Origin of the sequence: Streptomyces sp. NPDC050636 (assembly GCF_040654775.1) — a bacterium.
Classification (GTDB): domain Bacteria; phylum Actinomycetota; class Actinomycetes; order Streptomycetales; family Streptomycetaceae; genus Streptomyces.
This window is the reverse complement of sequence record NZ_JBFAIP010000021.1, coordinates 19,102-36,311: the sequence shown is the minus strand read 5'-3', so window position 1 is coordinate 36,311 and position 17,210 is coordinate 19,102. Positions and strand designations below refer to the sequence as shown.

At 68.7% G+C, this 17,210-nt stretch carries 13 protein-coding genes; 5 read left to right on the top strand and 8 right to left on the bottom strand.

Annotated features, from left to right (window positions below):
* Positions 1–14: 14 nt before the first annotated feature.
* Positions 15–1,856, bottom strand: coding sequence for a stealth family protein (locus AB0I10_RS18215; RefSeq protein ID WP_363153485.1), 1,842 nt, complete (start codon positions 1,854–1,856; stop codon positions 15–17).
* A gap of 271 nt (positions 1,857–2,127) precedes the next feature.
* Between AB0I10_RS18215 and AB0I10_RS18210 the strand changes: the two genes are divergently transcribed.
* Positions 2,128–3,123 carry a hypothetical protein gene (locus tag AB0I10_RS18210; RefSeq protein WP_363153484.1) on the top strand — a complete coding sequence of 332 codons (996 nt, stop codon included), beginning with the start codon at positions 2,128–2,130 and terminating at the stop codon, positions 3,121–3,123.
* Positions 3,123–5,954: a stealth conserved region 3 domain-containing protein gene (locus AB0I10_RS18205; RefSeq protein WP_363153483.1), complete on the top strand. Its 2,832-nt coding sequence runs from the start codon at positions 3,123–3,125 to the stop codon at positions 5,952–5,954. Before AB0I10_RS18210 ends, AB0I10_RS18205 begins: the two co-directional genes overlap by 1 nt.
* A 616-nt stretch (positions 5,955–6,570) precedes the next feature.
* Here AB0I10_RS18205 and AB0I10_RS18200 read toward each other — a convergent pair.
* Together AB0I10_RS18200 and AB0I10_RS18195 are read right to left on the bottom strand one after the other, a co-directional pair.
* The gene (locus AB0I10_RS18200) at positions 6,571–6,768 is read right to left on the bottom strand and encodes a hypothetical protein (protein WP_363153482.1); all 198 of its coding nucleotides are present in this window, start codon (positions 6,766–6,768) and stop codon (positions 6,571–6,573) included.
* Positions 6,769–6,803: 35 nt separating this feature from the next.
* On the bottom strand, positions 6,804–7,118 hold the full coding sequence (locus tag AB0I10_RS18195) for a hypothetical protein (RefSeq protein WP_363153481.1): 315 nt from the start codon (positions 7,116–7,118) through the stop codon (positions 6,804–6,806).
* On the opposite strand from AB0I10_RS18195, the gene AB0I10_RS18190 reads away from it, so the two are divergent.
* Both AB0I10_RS18190 and AB0I10_RS18185 read left to right on the top strand, forming a co-directional pair.
* Entirely contained in the window at positions 7,092–7,577 is a 486-nt protein-coding gene (locus tag AB0I10_RS18190) for a TetR family transcriptional regulator (RefSeq protein WP_363153480.1), read from the top strand. The genes AB0I10_RS18195 and AB0I10_RS18190 overlap by 27 nt on opposite strands.
* A 64-nt stretch (positions 7,578–7,641) precedes the next feature.
* Positions 7,642–8,217: a hypothetical protein gene (locus AB0I10_RS18185; protein WP_363153479.1), complete on the top strand. Its 576-nt coding sequence runs from the start codon at positions 7,642–7,644 to the stop codon at positions 8,215–8,217.
* A 124-nt stretch (positions 8,218–8,341) separates the two neighbouring features.
* Here AB0I10_RS18185 and AB0I10_RS18180 read toward each other — a convergent pair whose 3' ends face one another.
* The 5 genes from AB0I10_RS18180 to AB0I10_RS18160 all read right to left on the bottom strand — a co-directional run bounded on the left by AB0I10_RS18180 (position 8,342) and on the right by AB0I10_RS18160 (position 15,169).
* Positions 8,342–10,477 carry a UvrD-helicase domain-containing protein gene (locus AB0I10_RS18180; RefSeq protein ID WP_363153478.1) on the bottom strand — a complete coding sequence of 712 codons (2,136 nt, stop codon included), beginning with the start codon at positions 10,475–10,477 and terminating at the stop codon, positions 8,342–8,344.
* Between the two features lie 166 nt (positions 10,478–10,643).
* Positions 10,644–12,917: a germacradienol/geosmin synthase gene (locus tag AB0I10_RS18175; RefSeq protein WP_363153477.1), complete on the bottom strand. Its 2,274-nt coding sequence runs from the start codon at positions 12,915–12,917 to the stop codon at positions 10,644–10,646.
* A gap of 426 nt (positions 12,918–13,343) precedes the next feature.
* Positions 13,344–14,123: a tetratricopeptide repeat protein gene (locus tag AB0I10_RS18170; protein ID WP_363153476.1), complete on the bottom strand. Its 780-nt coding sequence runs from the start codon at positions 14,121–14,123 to the stop codon at positions 13,344–13,346.
* 150 nt (positions 14,124–14,273) lie between these two features.
* Positions 14,274–14,768 carry a hypothetical protein gene (locus AB0I10_RS18165; RefSeq protein WP_363153475.1) on the bottom strand — a complete coding sequence of 165 codons (495 nt, stop codon included), beginning with the start codon at positions 14,766–14,768 and terminating at the stop codon, positions 14,274–14,276.
* Entirely contained in the window at positions 14,765–15,169 is a 405-nt protein-coding gene (locus AB0I10_RS18160; protein WP_363153474.1) for a hypothetical protein, read from the bottom strand. The genes AB0I10_RS18165 and AB0I10_RS18160 overlap by 4 nt, the downstream gene beginning before the upstream one ends.
* Before the next feature lie 571 nt (positions 15,170–15,740).
* On the opposite strand from AB0I10_RS18160, the gene AB0I10_RS18155 reads away from it, so the two are divergent.
* A complete protein-coding gene (locus AB0I10_RS18155) occupies positions 15,741–17,210 on the top strand; it encodes a Dyp-type peroxidase (protein ID WP_363153473.1) in 1,470 nt (489 codons plus the stop codon).

The window sequence follows — 17,210 nt, the reverse complement described above, 5'->3', positions numbered from 1 at the left end:
GCTCTTCTTGTGGGTCAGCGGGGCAGTTCGTAGCGGCTGGGCACCGGGAAGTACGACTCCAGGAAGGGGCGCAGCAGCGAGGTGCTCCGCTCGAAGTCGTCCTCCGTGGAGAGAGTGTCGTTGAGGCAGAACACTCCCTTGTCGCGGTTGAGGAGGAGCCGGTCGAGCCGGTTGGCGGTGTTGGGGTGAGAGACGTCGATGTAGCCGTACTCAACGTCGCCGGGCAGCGCGCGCCGGGTGTGGAAGGCGTAGTAGTGGTAGAGGGAGGAGGGGATGGAGATGTCCGTGCTGCCGCGGAACCGTTGCGCGGCCGTCGCCCGGTGCTGCTCGCTGAACTCCTGCTCGATCTCCTTGAGGACGCCCCGGGTCAGCGCGTGCGGGACATGGCGCATCTTGCGGACGGGTGTCGTGCCGAAGCGTTCCTCTATGAGGGCGCGGTTGTTCTTGCCCGCGATGGAGACCGGTACGTCCTCCGGCGTTGGCGGCCCGAGCGGAACGAGCGCGGGCGAGGGGAAGAATTTGGTCAGCCCGTTGGCGAGGAAGAAGTCCTTCGGCGATACCTCGGCGCCGAGGAAGACGTCGTCGTTGAAGTAGAGGAAGTGTTCCGACAGGCCCTCGATGCGGTGCAGTTGGCTTTCGATGGCGTGGGAGTTGAAGGTGGGAAGCAGCTCCGGGTCGGCGAAGATCTCGCGGTGGCTGACGACCTTGATGCCGGGCTGGGTGGTGTCCAGCCAGGTCGGCGTCTGGTCGTCGGTGACGAGGTAGATGTTGCGCACCCATGGGGCGTACATCGCCAACGACCGCAGGGAGTAGCGCAGTTCGTCGTGGTTGGCGTAGCGCGCCGCGTTGGCCGCCTCCTCGTGGTACGCGCTGTCAGTGAAACTGATCCGGCGGTGCAGCCACTTGGGGTCGGAACCGTCCACCCAGGTGTAGACGACGTCGATGGGGAAGGTGATGTCGCGGGGCAGGACCGTGGTGAACTCCTCACGAGTACGCACCGTCACCGGTGAGACGTCGCGGGTACCGAAGGGCGCGGTGAAGGCGGCGACCGGGACCTCGACGCACGCCGCCTCGGCGGCCACGGACTCGGTGATGGCGTTGCGCCGCGGAGCGGTCAGCCGGTCGCCTTCACGCTTCCAGAACTCGATGGTGCAGCCGTGTTCCGCGCCCAGGACGAGGCGGCGGCTCGGCTCGGTGCGGTACCAGAACAAGCGCAGCGACTTGGTCTTGGCGTAGCGCCGCCACCCGGCGGGCCGGTAGGCGGGGGTAACGCGCCCTCCGTCCTTGCCAGGGGGGCTGCCGAAGTAGGCGGGGAGCGTCCGGCACAGCTTCTCAAGGGCACCCAGCGCGCGTCCTCGATCATCGGCGGAGACGGCCACCGTGGTCCCGCCGGGTTCCTGGTTGCGCACACAGAAGTAACCGATGCCGGCCCCCTCCAAGGCGGCGATCACCGCACCCAGGTCGGCACGGCGGGCCGTTTCCGGCGAGAGCCGGCCCTCGACGAAAGCGATCCGTGGACGACCGTCCACGGCCAGCACGACACCCCCCGACGCCGCGATCAGGGAGCGGCGCCGTGCGGCGAGGCGGGCGCCTCGCACCCGCTGGACGCTGCGGCCGAGGGCCGCCGCGCTGACGAACCGCTTGATGCTGCGCCGCATTTCGGGGGAGAACCGGCCGGCTATCGCGCGGCGCAACCGCTTGGGCGTGACCTTGCGGTAGACGGCAACCAAGGGGGAGGCCTCGGTGTTGACTCCTCCGTCGCTCCCGGGGACCGCGCCGTTCGTGCGCGACTTGGGCTCTTGTCCGACTCCGGCTGCGCTCTGCTCCGCGGGCCGCGCGCTCTCGATCTGCTTCATACCCTCTCGGTCCCCCTGGTCTGCAAAGACAGGGTTCATCCTTTATCGTCCAAATATTGCTAAGACACTACATTTAACATGCAAGTTGCATGAATGCTCAGGCGAGCCTGCCGTCACCGCAAAGGGAGAGGGCAAATCGGGCGAGAGGGTCACATGAGGCATCCGTGATTTAAATCACCAGAGCTATGCAATGCGGTGATTTGCTGCCGCCATGCACATGCTTGACACTGATCGCTGGCCGCCCGGCCAAGAGAAGAGATGACGAAGCGCCATGAGTGAAGCCCTGCTGTCCCACGCAGTGGCCGCGGTCACGCGCGCCCGCCGCACCGTGGGCCGTGTCCGCCGCCGCGTGGAGCAGATCAACACCGTTCCGGCGCTCGGCACCCGCGCCCGCCCTCGCCCGACCGTCCGCCCGGTCCACCTCTCGGTCCTCTCCGGCCGGACCCTCAACCTTGCGGTGCCCTGCCCCCAGGGCTCTGCGAGCCCGGCGGAGGCCCGCCTCGTACTGGAGCACCGAGGTCGGCAGCAGAGCGTTCTCCTGGAACAGGAGCCGCAGCCGGACGGCACCCTCCTGCTCACCGCCACCGCGCCGCTGCGCCATGCGCGGCACGACGATCGTGCCGCTGCGGGCCCCCAACTCGACGACGGCGTATGGCGGTTGACCATCGTGGCGGTCAACCGGGCGGGGCAGGAAACCCGCTACGGGATCGCGGCCCCGGACGCGCGCGCGGCGGACGGGCCCACGCTCCCCTGCCCGCCCAGCGCTACCAGCGGCGCCACGTTCCGGCCCGTGCGGTCCGTCGACGGCCACGCCATGATCAAGGTGGCCGGGCCACGCGAGCAGGCCGAGCTGATCAGATTCGACCTGCGCTGGGACCGGATCACCGTGCACGGCCGCCTGCTCGCCGCCGGCTCTCCGTACGCCGACTACACAGCGGAGGCGGTGCGCCGCGGCTCGGGCGCGGTGGTCGCGGCCACCCCCGTCTGGGACGGCGACCGCTTCACCTTCGACGTACCGCTCGCCACCATGGCCCGCGGCGCCCGGACCCAGCGGATGTGGGACCTCCAGCTACGCCGCGGACGGACCCGGATCAAGATCGCACGTCGGCTGACCGACGTACGCCACCCGAAGAAGGTCTTCCGCACTCCCTTCCGGACCGTCGCCACGGAGGACGGCGCGCTACTGCGCGTGCACGCCCACCTCTCCGCGGCCGGAACCTTCGCGGTCAGCTGCGCTCCCTTCACCACCACCGAGGAAACCGCCTGATGAAGATCACGTTCCTGCTCACCTGGGGCGACGAGATGGGTGGCACGGAGATGGCCACCTACACCCAGGCGGCGCATCTGGCCCCGCGCCACGACGTCGAGGTCCTGAGCGTCCTCAAAACCCGGAGGGAACCTTTCTTCACCGCCGGTCACGCGATCCCGCGCCGGTACCTGGTGGACCGCACCGGCTTGTACGGCCGCCCGGTGCGCGACAGCGGCCTGGACGAGCAGGCATGCCGCACTCTCACGTCCCTGCCCAGCGAACTGATCAAGCCTGCCTGGGAGTCCACCTTCGACCGACTCACCGACATCGAGATGTCCACCGCGCTGGGCGCGCTGGACACCGATGTACTGGTCACCACCACGCCCGCGCTGATGGCCGCCGCGGCCGAGCTGGTGCCCCCGCGCGTCATCACCGTCCACCAGGAGCACCGTGCCTCCCAGCTGCGGGGCGTCACCGGCGAACCGCTGCTGGTGTACGCGCCCCGGATCGACGCCCTGGTCTCGCTGACCGAGCGCACCAACGACTGGTTCGCCGACTCGCTCGGCGCCACCGCCCCCGAACTGGCGGCCATCCCCAACGCCGTTCCGGGCGGCTTCCGGCCGCGCTCCGACCTGGACAGCAAGACCATCGTGCTGGCCGCCCGCATGACGCCGGAAAAGCAGCTCGACCACGCCATCGAGGCGTTCGCCACCCTCGCCGACCAGCACCCCGACTGGACGATGCGCATCTTCGGCGACGGACCGCAGGAAGTACGGCTGCGGCGCATCATCGACGGCCTGGGCCTGCACGACCGCGTCCAACTCCTGGGCCGCTCCTCCGAGATGGAACAGGAGTGGGCCAAGGCCGGCCTGGCCCTGCTGCCCTCCCGCAACGAAGCCTTCCCGCTGGTGCTGCTGGAGGTCTTCGCCGCCGGTGTGCCCGTCATCGCGTACGACATCGTCACCGGCCCCGCCGAGATCGTCCGGCACGGAGTCGACGGCCTGCTCGTTCCCGCCGGCGACAAGGACTCCCTGGCCGTTGCCATGGCCAAACTGATGGACGATGACGACACCCGGCGCGTGTACGGCAAGGCCGCCCGCGAAGGCGTCCACGAGCGCTTCGGCGCCGAGAAGATCACCGCACGCTGGGAGGAACTGTTCTCGCGACTGGTGGCCCGTCGCGACGATCCCCGGCGCCTGGCCGACCGGGCCGACCGCACCGCCCGCCGCATCGCGGCCGGCGGCAGCCGCAGCTTCAACGTGGCCGCGCCCATCAGTGTGCTGTCCGGGTCCGCCGACGAGCAAAAGGCCCGCGAGGTACTGCTCCAGGCCCAGGACCGCACCGGCACCCTCGTGCGCTCGGCCGGCCGACTGGCCGAGGTGCGCGACGACGTCCTCGCGCCGCGCATGGCCGAGTGGAACCTGGAGATCGCCACCTCGGCACTGGCCGCACACGGCATCCCCTACATCCTGCTGCGCGACGGAGGCACCTCCTACCGTGTCGCCGTCGAGGTCGAGCGCCGCGAGCAGGCCCTCGGGGCCCTCGCCTCCGAGCTGCACGGCAAGCCCGTGTACGCGGAGTTGATCACCCCGCGCGGTGCCGCTCCCGGAGCCGTGCTCGCCGAGCGGCTGCGCGAGGCCGGCGATGTCGCGGGCCTGCGCGTCTTCAAGCCACTGACCACCGAGAGCCGCACCCTGCGCTACGGGCCCGCGTTCGGCTGCACCGTGGAGTTCTGGGCCGAGAACGCCGAGACCGCCGAGATGCCCGGCTGGCGCAGCGCACCCCGCGGCTCCACCCTCCTTGGCCCGAGGCTCCCGTCGCTGGAAGCGGAAGGGACCTTCCGCGTCGGCGAGCAGGACCACCCCACGGTGGCAGCCTTCACCGACCGCCTCATGTGGGACATCGATGTCCCCATCGACGTCGTCTACACCTGGGTCGATGACACCGACCCGAAGTGGCGCGAACGCCGCGACGCCGCCAAGCGCGCTGCGGGCCTCGCCGAGGGCGGTGCGGACAGCGGCGATGTACGTTTCCGCAACCGTGACGAACTGCGCTACTCCCTGCGGTCGTTGGCGATGTACGCCCCATGGGTGCGCAACATCTACCTCGTCACCGACGACCAGACCCCGACCTGGCTGGACACCACCCAGCCCGGCATCAAGGTCGTCAGCCACCGCGAGATCTTCGCCGACCCGGAGCTGCTTCCCACCTTCAACTCCCACGCCATCGAAAGCCAACTGCACCGCATCGAGGGCCTGTCAGAACACTTCCTCTACTTCAACGACGACGTCTTCCTCGGGCGCCCTCTCACCGCGAGCTCGTTCTTCGACAGCAACGGCACAGCGCACTTCTTCCGCTCGCCGACCGCCGTGCCACCCAGCGAGCTCTCCGAGAACGACGAAGGGTATTTCGCAGCCGGGAAGAACAACCGACGCCTCCTCCAAAGGGAGTTCGGCCGCACCGCCACCCATGGCTTCCTGCACGCCCCGCACCCGCTGCGGCGCAGCGTCCTGGCGGAGATCGCCGAGAAGTTCCCCGAGGAGATCGCGGCTACCGCGGGCAGTCGTTTCCGCGCGACCACGGATCTGTCCGTGGCATCCTCCCTGCACCACCACTACGGCTACCTGACGGGGCGCTCCACCCCGGCATCGATCTCGTGCTCGTTCGTCAACGCGGGCGACTACACCCACCACACCAGGCTCAGCCGCATGCTGGCCACCCGCAGCCACAGCGTGTTCTGCATAGGCGAGTCCGCGGACGCCGAGGTCCCCGCCGACGAGCAGGACCGCGTGCTGCGTGCCTTCCTCGGCGCGTACTTCCCCGTCCGTTCCCCCTTTGAGCGTGGGTGAGTAAACGCCCTGAGCCCCTGGGCGGCCCTCCTGCCCGGACGATCTCCGTCGTCCTGACCGGAATGGGCCACAAGCGGAATCCCCGGAGAGTCTTGGACCTCCGGGGATTCCTGCTCCGCAATGAGCGCCCCAAAGAGGCAGCGCCCTCGCCAGAACCTTCCTGGCGAGGGCATCTGTGCTTTTTATGGCTCAACGCGACGGGGTCGTAAGGACAGCGAACCCGTCACTTCTCCGAGGGGGGATTTCCCGTAGTAGGGACGGACGGTCTTGGCCAGCTTCCGCTGGATCGACCGCAGTGTCCTGATGGTGGTCTCGTCATCCCGTCCCGTGGTCGTCGACCATTCGAAGCCGGTGCCCGCCAGGTCGCTCACGAAGACGATCTCGACCGCCAAAAGCAGGCGCGCCCACTCCACCGGGGCGAGCGGTGCGTCTGCGCCAAGCGCACCCCGCAGTCTGTTGCACTGCCTGACCATTTCCTGGGCGTCCGTGAACCCCATACCGACTGCCAGATGGTCACTGCATCGTGCCGGCCCGCCCCACTCCAATAGTGCACGCCGTAGGAGTTCGGTCTCACCCTCGGTGAGTAGCTCACTCGCTGCCACTTCTCGCCCTGACATCATTCCAGTCCTCGCCAGTACTCATCCAACGTGGCCGGATCCCGGCGGAATACCGTTCCGGCGTCCGGATGGTTTGGATCGTGAATCACAATGGTCGATCCATCCTTGCCGAGATAGGCCTTCCGTCCGCGCCCCAGTTCCTTGGTCTGCGTCTTGTCCGCAGCCTTGCGGGCCTCCTCGTACTCCTCGGGGGACATCCCGGCCTGTTTGAGCGCATTCGCTTCCCGCCGACTCAGCTCGGGACCGCCCCCTTACCCGCCTGGTTGACGGCTTCCTCGCGGCGCTTGCGCTCCTGCTCGCGCTCCCACTCCTCGGCTTTCTTGGCTGCCTGGTCGGCTTCGTGGGCGTATTTGTTGGCGTATTTGTTGGCGTTCTTGGCTGCTTCTTCCGCTGATTTGGCGTGCTTTTCTGCGGAGGTGGCCAGGCTGTTGGCGGCCGAGGCGTCCTTCTCCGCCTGTGCCGCCGCGCCCTGGGCAACGCCGGCCTCGTGTTCGGCCTGGCTGACATCAACCGCTCCAGCATGTACGCCGCCTACGGCTCCAAGCACGACCTCTACCTCAAAGCCCTGGAACGCTACGGCGCGCACGAGGCCACCAAAGCACAACAGGGCCTGGCGGACACCGGTCCGGCCCTGCCCGCCCTTCGTGACTTCCTGCTCTCCTATGTGGATGCCGCGCTCGCGGATCCGGAACGCACCGGGTGCATGGTCACCCATGGCGTGATGGAACGCGTCCCGGGTGACGTCGAGGCCGCCCAGCGCCTGCGTACCGCGCTGGGTTCACTGGAAGAGACCTTCTTCGAGCTGTTGCTGCGTGCCCGTACAAGCGGAGAGCTCACGCCCGGTACGGACGTGCGGAGTGCGGCCCGGTTCATGGTCACGTTCACCCAGGGGCTGCGGGTGATGGAGAAGGCCGCTGACCGGTCGTACCTGACCCAGGCGGTGGATCAGGCGCTCAAAGCCTTCCCCCGGTCCCTCGGCCAGAGCGGCTCCCCTACCGGCGGCTGACGCATCCCGGGTCACACGGCCCGGCCTGCCAAGACGATCACTCCGCTGGGTATCGTGGCGTCACGTGGGCGACAGCACTCTATGGACACTGGCGATCGCGGCGCTGACCGGTGGCACCGCGGTACTCGCCAGTTGGGTCACCAGCCGCGGCAGCACCCAGGCCGCCAGGATCCAGGCGGAGATAGTCGCGCGGTCGCAGCGCGCCGAGCGGCTGCGCGAGAGCCGGCGTGTGGCCTATCTCGATCTGATCGAACAGACCCACCGGATAGGTGAGTTGTTCTGGGAGATATCCGCCGCGCTGCGGCTCCCCGACTCCGCTGACCGTTCGGCCGCGCTCAGCGAGCTATACGACCGGGAGCTCGCCGAATACGCGAGGATGCGCCGCTGTGCGCGCGTCGTAGAACTGGAGGGCCCATCCGCGGCCGCCGCGGCGGCACTCGCCCTCCAGCAGGCGACCGGCCCCTTCTTCTCGGCGTTCAAGGCCGAGTTGGACGGTGAAAACGGCACCCGTAACAGCGATAGCGACAACCATCAGGAATTCAACGCCGCTTACGACCCCTTCTGGAAGGCGTTGGAGGACTTCGTGGACGCGGCCCGCGATGCCCATCAGACCGACGAGGACCGGACCGGTCTCCAGTAGCCCCGGCGCGTGGCCGGGGCCGGCGCCCCCCGGCAAAAGCCCGGGCGCAGGGTGTGGCGGGTGTGCGGCGGGTCAGTGCGGCGGGTCGGAGTGGCGGTACCGTGCGGCCGCTGGTTGCGACGGGTCAGCCGCGTGGGCGCGGGCGCGGCGGGAGATGCTGCGGCCGTACGCTGCCCAGCCACAGGACGTCGCGAGCACGGGTCATCGCGACGAAGAGCTGGCTGCGAGCCAGTTCCCCGCGTTCACATGCCGTTTCGGCCGGTTGCGGTTCCGGGCCCATCGGCACATCGGCGTCGTGTCGCGGCAGGTATACGCGCTTGAACTCCAAGCCCTTGGCGCGGCGATAGCTGCCGAGCTTCACGGCTTCGACGGCGTGTCCGTCGTAGTGCTCCAGCAGGCATACGCGAATGCCGGCCTGGGTGAGAAGGCGCTGGTAGCCGGCTATGGCCCGCTTCGACGAGCACAGCACGGCGGCGTCCGACCGCTCCTGGGGAGTCAGGGCGCGCAGGGCCTCAAGGAGCGCCTGGTCGTGTTCGGCCGCCGTCGGCTTCACCACGCGGTGCACCCGACCGTCGTGGTACGTCAGGTCGACATCGCGCCGGCCCGGCGTACGGAGGCCGTCGATGTCCTCGAAGGAGTCCTCGGCGACGACGGCGAGCGCCGCGTCCACGATCTCCTTGCTGTTGCGGTAGTTGGTACGAAGGACCTGTCCGCGGTCTCCACGGATGTCGACACCCGCGTCCGACAGCCGGAACCCTCCGGGATAGACGGCTTGCTGGCCGTCGCCCACCAGGAGCAGGCCGTTGGGTATGTCTCCGACCAGGGCATGCAGCAACCGCACTCCGACGAGCGTCAGATCCTGGACCTCGTCCACGACGACGGCCCGGTACGGGGAGTCGCCGGCGTCGGTCGCCTCTTCCAGCGCGAGGGAGAGAATGTCGTTGAAATCGTGCACGGCGCGCTCGGTCCGGTGGGATTCGTACGCCTCGTACAGCGCCCAGACCGCCTGCCGGTGCGGGCGTCGCAGCGTGGTCCGTCGCCGGCGGCGGGCGACGGCGGCGTACTCCTCGAACGAGGCGATACCGCGCCCCTTGATGACGTAGTTGATCTCTTCCTGCCAGTAGTGCGGGGACGGTTCGATCTCGGCCAGGCAGCTGTCCCGCCCGACGTCCTTCCAGGCGAAGCTGAAAGCCGTCTCCGCCCGCGCCTTGTTCAGGTGGACGGGCACGCCGCGTCCCTTCAGGAAATCCTGGGCCCAGGAGTGCAGGCTGCGGAAGTCGATCCGGTCCGCCACGGCCGGGGCCATGGTCTTCAGGAAAGTGCCCTGCACGCGCGGCAGGTTGTTCGCGAAGGTGACATACAGGACCCGGCCGTTGGTGTGCCGGGCGAGATGGGCCGCACGGTGCAGACCGACGACCGTTTTGCCGGTGCCGGCCGGTCCGCTGATCCGGGCGGGACCGGCCCAGTTGCGGCGCACCAGCGCCACCTGGTCAGGATGGAGGAAGGTCATCCACTGCTCGATCGGTGCCTGCCGCGCCTCGTCGAGCGCCGCCTCGCGCAGGCCGTCGATGTCGAACAGGCCGTCGGGCTCCGCTTCCTGAGGACGGGCACGCGACGGTGCGTTCCGTGCGGCCGCCTGCCCGGCCCGGCCTGCCGGACCGGGCTCCGGGGCCCGGGTGGTCTGCGCACCCCGGCCCGGCGCGCTCTGCTTCGCGGCCGGGTCCTCGTACTCGGGGAAGACCCGCTCCAGGTGTTCGGCGATGGCGCGGACCAACGGCGCGGACAGCCGGGTGCGCTCCCGAAGCAGCACCGGCCCGATCTCGTACTCGCCCAGCAGCCGGACCCGCCCCAGCTCGATGTCGACCTGCCGCCCCGCGAAGGCCATGACCGGTTGCACCGCCACCGGGGACAGGCCCAGCGAGGCCACGGCGCCCTCCGCGGTCTTCGTCACCGCCAGCAGCTTGCGCCGGTGCTCGTCCCTCGACTCTCCTCCGGCACACAGCTCGCCGCCCGAAGTCTCCGGGGCGGCCCGCCAGTTCTTGACGTCGATGACGAAGACACCGCCAGGGCCGATCAGCAACATATCGACATTGGCCGCGCGCGTGCCCGGCCACCGCCGGTCCACGAGCAGCCGCCATCCCCGCTCGGCCAGCACCAGCAGCTGCGCGGCGACCCGCCGCTCACCCTCGCTCGCCGCCTCCCAGCGCCGGGCCCGCTGCCTGGCCGCCTGCCACTGCTCACGTAACAGCCGTTCCTGCAACCGGGCTTCCTGAGCCCGACGTGACGCCGAACCACCTGCCGTCATGTCTCGCCCCCTCGTACACGGAGTAAGGACCATAGGTCGTTGCACGGATGATGCGATAGCTGCCATGGGCCGGCGCAAAGGCACCGGGAAAGTCCTGGCCGGCCGGCCCCGGAAGGACGCCCTACCCCGTGCTCAGGCTCAGCGCCGACGTAAGGATGCGCACGGCCGAGGTGCCCAGCCCCGTCGGCCCCCCGAGCCACACCGGTGAGCCCGGTCCGTGGCTCAGGTATTCCTCGCGGTAGCGGCGGCAGTCCCGGTGCCAGGTGAGGATCCCGGCCAGCCAGTTCTCCAGTTCCTTCACATAGCCGTCGAGGGCCGTACGTGCCTCGTCCGAGAGCTTGAAGTCGTCGTAGACGATGGGGAGTTCATTGGCGGCGACATGCTGGAACTCGCGCATACGGGACGTCATCAGGTCGTGGATGATGGCCAGCGCCGTCGGATAGTCGCAGTCGAAGAAGTTCTGGACCACCAGGATGCCGTTGTGTACCTCCCCCTCGTATTCGATCTCCTTCTGGTAGGAGAAGACGTCGTTGAGCAGGCACGCGTAGTCGGCGGCCGCGTTCTCCAGTGAGCGCATCGGGCCGGTGCGGTAGATCTCGGGCGGGATCTGCCGCCCGTGTCCGATACGGCTCAGGCTCATCGTGAGGTCGGACCCGAAGGTGGACCGCCGCATCTCGATGTAGTCGACCGGGTCGGGAATACGGTTCAGCGCCTGGTTGTCCAGTTCCCAGAGCCAGCTGGCCGTCATCTTGTCGACGGCGGTACGGAACGTACGGCGCGCTTCAGGGGTCATCGGACCCGCCGTACGGGCCCACAGGTCCGCCAGGCCGCGTTCGAGGGCGTTGGCCGGCTGGATCGCGGGGGCCGAGGAGTCGACCGTCATCAGCTCCGACAGGCGCATGGTGCACGCCTTGGCCGAGGCCAGGTCGCGGGTCCGGCCGAAGACCGCGGGGTAGTAGTCGTCCGCGTATGTGCCCCAGGCCAGCCACTGGGCACCCAGATCGAGTTGCTCCAGGGTGGCGTCCGGGTGGAGGCCCGCCGCGCAGAGAGCAAGATCGTGCCGGGCCATCGCGGGCTCGTCCCAGACACCGGAGAAGGGCACCCCGGGCTGTGGCTGGAGCATGCCCATGCGGTGTGCCCACGCGATGACGTTTCGGCGGGACGCTTCCAGATGCGGGCTGTGTGTGGTGGTGAACGGCATGTAGATGTCGGGGATTTGGGACGGCCCGACCTTTGTGTACGGGGTGTGACTGTGACTGCGGACGCGCTGTCCGAAGTCCGTGGCGAGCGCCGCCTTCAGGTCCGCCGCCGAGGTGCCGAGGCCGCTGACGGCGAAGGGCGACCAGGACGCGGATGCCCCGGAGGACGACAACGGGGCCCCGGCCACCGCACCGGCCGCCACTCCGCCGCCGTTCATGTACCGGCTGGAACGCATATGCCATTCATGGCCGCCGGACTGCCAGTCCTGGAGCCCCTTCGCGTACGTCAGGACATCCGCGCAGGACTGCGGGTCGAGCCCCTTCTCCACGAAGAGCACGGGGAGTTCGCCCAGCACGGTGTTCTCGAACTGCTGCAGACGCGAGGTGATCAGTTCGTTGACGGCGTTCGCGGCCTCCTGGGTGGTGCAGTCCAGGAATGTCTCCAGCACCAGGACGCCGTTGCTCAGCTCGCCTTCGTCCTCCGTCTCCCGCTGGTAGGAGAAGAGGTCGTTGCGCAGGTGAACGCCGTCGGAAAAGGTGTCCTTGAGGACCCTCAGGGGACGGGAATCGGCGACGGCCACGGGAACTTCGGCGCCGGCCGCGAACTCCACCAGACCCGCGGACCACGGCGCTCCACCGACCTTGCGCCGCATCGCGATGTACTCAACGGGATTGGGCACGCGGTGAATATTGATATTGGACAGTTCCCACAGCGATTCATTGAGCAGATGCTCGGTGGCCTCGGCGAACCGCGCCCGCCATTCCATGGACATGTGCGGCACTGTGCGCGTCCACAGGTCCGCCAGGCCCGCTTCCACGGGATTGGTCGGCTCGGGCATGGGTGTGGCCAGGTCCATCGGCATAAAGGCCGGCAACCGGTCCAGATACGCCTTGCCGCCCTCGCGGTCCAGCGTCCGCTTGTACTTCTCCAGGAAGTGGTCGTCGAAGAAGAAGACCCACACGTACCAGTCCGTCACCAGGGACAGCGCGTGCTCCGGGGCGTCCGGGTGGGTATAGGAGCACAGCAGGGCGTAGTCATGGGCGTCGAGGTCCCGCTCCTCCCAGATGTTCGAACCTTCGAGCATTCCCATGCTGCGGGCCCACTTCTTCGAGTGTTTCCGCGCCTCCTCCAGATGCGGGTTCAACCGCGCCGGATAAGGGGTGTAGAAGTTCGGCAATTCGAAAGGCTGTGTCATCGCTGCTGACCTCTCCCGATACGCACGGAAGGAAGGCGCGTTGCGGTACGCCCCCCTGACGCGCACAGCACTACCCCGGGGCGCATCGCCGTAGGCCAGCTCCGTCAGATCATCAGCGCTACCACCCCCGCCGCCCGTTCATGCATTCGAGCCGTGCAGCGTAACTCAGCTGATTCCCGGCACATTTATTCATCCCTCCGGAATGCAGACGCTCCGACCGCGACCACCCCGGCTTACCCGGCCTCCCCCTCGGTCGCCTCGGTGTACTCCAGCCCCAGCGTGGCCGGGCCGGCCCTCCGCATCACCGAAGGAGGCATGGACCTGGACAAGGTCAACGTCATCTAAGAGCGGTATGGGATGCGCTATACGAGCGGCACGATGGAACTCGACCAGCAAACGGGCAAGCCCGCATTGGCCCCGCCCGAATCAGAGCTGGCAACCCGCCCGTTCGAGCAGCGCCCGCGCGGCATGCGTATGAGGATGATCGCTGCCGAAAGCGCCGTCGCAGGCGCGTACGGCTTCCCCGGCCAGCCGGCGGGCGTCGTCCCAAGTCAGTCTCTCGGGCCTGGCGTTATTGCCCACCGTACGGTCCAGGAAGCGCACTACCGGCGCCGGGAACATTCCGACGCCCCTGGACCGGCTCGCGCCCTCCTCCTGCAAGGAGCGGACCGCTGCCACCGTCACCTCCGCATGCGCGAGGCGGATCAGCGCGTCATCACGCGGGCTGTCCCGTTCGAGTTCGACTCGGTCGCGGAAGGCAAGGGCGTCATGGACCAATGACAGTGCCTCCACCCACAGACGCCGGCGTCCGAGCGCTCGGGCGCGATGCAACTGGGACAGCATGCGCGCCGGGTGCGCCGCTCCCAGGACCCGCCAGCGCAGCCCGACGGCTGTGTAGAGCAGCCGCTCGCACTCCACGTAGCGACGCAGCCCGTACAGGGCGTCGCCCAACGCATGCTGTACGTCGGCGACCTGCGCCAGCACATCGCAGTCGACCGGGGAGAGGCGACTGGTGAACGGGCCTTCGGCGTTCTCCCGGAAGATCTCGGTCAGGCTGGGCCCGGTGCGGCCGGCCAGCGACAGCCCGCGCCCGCTCGCCTTCTTCTCCGTCTGCGCCAGCAGCGGGCGCAGCGCGGCCTCGGCTTTGCTGAAGTCACCACAGTTGGTGTGCAGTTGACCGAGTGCCAGGGTGTCGTCGAATGCCACCCCGGGCCCGGCCTCAGCCCCGGCACCGGTCCCGGCCGTGGACTCGACGATCCGGGTGGCGAACGGAAGCGCCTCCCCGTACCGTCCGCACCGCTCGTACGCGTCCCGTACCCGGCGCGCGGCGGCGACCGGCCGCTCGGGATCGCGGCCCTAGCACCACAACAGCTCCATCGCATGCGGAGCGAACAGGTCCAGCACGGCACCGCCGAGTGACCGCGGCATGGCGTGGTCCAGCAAAGCCGCGGCGTAGGCGCACAGTTGGGCGCGCGCCTCGTCCGTCAGCTCACGGGCCGACTCCGCGAGCGCCGCCGCGTCCGGCCGCACACAGGCGACGACCGGCGGATCGGGATCGCCGTCCGCCCCGCCCGGATCGACAGCGGCGTCCCGCAGCGCGCGGAGCTCGGACGCCACCCGATCCGGCGGCAGTTCCGGCATCCGGACCGTGGCGACGGCCTCGGGGGACAGGACGGACACGGGAAGCGGGGCGTCGGCGAAGCAGGACAGAAGGTGCCCCAGCGAAAGCTGCGGCGACGTGCCCGGCTCGGGGGATTCGCCCTGCTGATAGGTGATGTGCAGGTCACGGGCGGCCTGGTAGCTCCGCGCTTGTTCGCGCGCGTCCGACCGGAAGGACGCCCCGTCGCTCATGGCTCCTGCACCCGCATGTCGCGGCCCGCCTGGTAGATCCGGGCGCTGCCCTCCGCGCGCGCCTGTAGCTGCACGCCGGCGGAGGGAGTTTCCGAAGGCAGTGCCCCGCGAGCCGCCTCCAGCACCCGCTGCAGCTCGTCGGCGGCCGCCGGATCGTCCCGCAGAACGCGCAGCAGACGCCGCTGCCACTCACCGACGAGTTCCAGCTCGGTCGCGTCCCCGTCAGCGGCGCCGGTCCTGGCCTCGACGAGTTCGGCGCGAGCCTCGTCGAGGTCCCGGCCGACGGCATCGGCGTCCGCGGGCCGTACCCGCCGCCACAACGCGACAACGCCCTCCCGGGCCTGCCCCCAGGCTTCCGTCACCATCAGCCCGACCAGGGCCGTACCCGCACTGGCAAGCATCGGATCCACCACTCCGCCGCCCCCTTCGTTTCCACCGCTGTGGGGTCAACAGCGTGGCACGACAGCAGGATGCTTCGCCGCGGAACGGTCACTTCTCACGGTGGTGGAACTCCGGGCCGGAGGTGCGTCCGCTTCCGTCGGGAAGCGGGGTGACAAGGATGCGGTGACGAGGATGGGGTGACAAAGATTCTGGAAGCGATCTCGGGCATTGGTGCCTTGCCCTTGCCGCGCCTCTTGCCGAGCAGGAATTCGACCTGCCGCCACGCCGCAAATACTCGGTGGGCGGGCACAGCAACCGGGTGACGCTGTCACCTTCGTAGCGGGCCATAAATGCAGTCGTCCGGGCTGCTCCCTGCATGGCATCAGGGACCGCTGCCGATGCGAACTCACTGATTCGAGTAGCCCTGTGCTCCAGTTGGCGCCGACCTTCTGCGGGCCGGCCGATTCGGTGTTGGGCTGGCACCGCAGGCCGTACTACGGCTGCCTTTGGTGTGCCCTTGCGGCTGTTTCGTCATATGCCCCAGGCAGGTTCCAGCTGCCCTGAGCAACCCCGGACAAGGAGAGCAAACGAGTGACCACCATCTCCGCGCGGCCCACATCCGTACCGGACATCGAACAGATGCCGGTACCGCAACTGCGCAGATCCAAAGAAATCCAGGGCAACATTCTTGCCGCGTTCAACAAGGACTACATGGCTTTCCGCTATGTGCGCTTCCCCGATGACGGGGGCGCGGGCGGCCGCGGCTGGCTGTCCGTCATGCTGAACACCGTCGCGGTGACCGCCGCGGTCGAGGACTTCAACGAGGAGTTCTCCCTCTCCCGCAGGGCATACGGCCAGGATCCGTCCATCACCGCCACCTGGGTCGGGGTCTCCCTGACGTACGACGGCCTGCTCGAAGTCGCCCGGGAACCCGGCAAGATCAAGGAGGATCTGAAGCCGCTCACGTCATTCGTCAAGGGCGCCGCCGAGATGGCGGGGGAGCTCGGCGACGTGGGTGAGAGCGACCCCGAGTTCTGGATGTTCGGCTCGGTCAGGAACGGCGTCCACGCGGTACTGGTCGTCGCCGCGGACTCCGAGGCGGCGCTGAATGACAAGCTCGAAAACATCGCCGCCGCGGATTCCGCGCACGGAGTGACACTCGTCCATCAGGACGACGGGCGTACGCTCACCGGAAACCTGCGCGGGCACGAGCACTTCGGGTACAAGGACGGCATCGCCCAGCCGGGAGTGAAGGGCTTCCACCGTGAGGACCGGGAGAACCCCGGCTTCCGGGAGAACCGCCCGGGGGCCAATATGGTCGAGCCCGGGGAGTTCGTCTTCGGGCACCAGAGTGAAAGCGGGCCGCCGCCCGTAGGACGGCCCGAATGGCTGGACAACGGTTCTCTGCAGGTCGTACGCCGGCTGCGGCAGGACGTCCCGGGCTGGAACGAAGCGGTGGTACGCGAGGCGGACACCTTCCGGCCGCGGGGCATTTCCCCCGATGTGCTGGGCGCGTGTCTGGTCGGCCGCAAGAAGGACGGCACACCTCTCGCCCGAGGCGAGAACCCGGTGACGGGTGTCGGTTCGGACGGCAACGACTTCACCTACGAGAACGACCCGGAGGGAAGGGAAACTCCGTGTTGCGCGCACATCCGCAGAACCCATCCCCGTCACTTCGAGCCGACGCAGCAGCACCGCATCATGCGCCGCGGCATCCCGTACGGCCCCCAGTACACGCCGAAGAACGCCGACGCCGACCGCGGCCTGATGTTCGTGTGCTACGGCACCTCTCTTGAGCATCAGTTCGAGTTCGTGCAGAAGGCCTGGTCGAACAATCCCAGGTTCGTACCCGGAAAGAACAGCGCCCCCAACGGCATCGACAAGTTGACCGGCACCGACGACGAGACCCCGGACGCGCAGATCGTGCTGGCCGACGGCCAGGAAGGCACCGTGTCGATGGACAGATTCGTCCGGACCACCGGTGCGGTGTACGCGTTCACGCCCTCGATCAGCACCCTGCGGCGGCTCGCCGCGAACAAGTCCCTGCACGAGAAGGCCTAG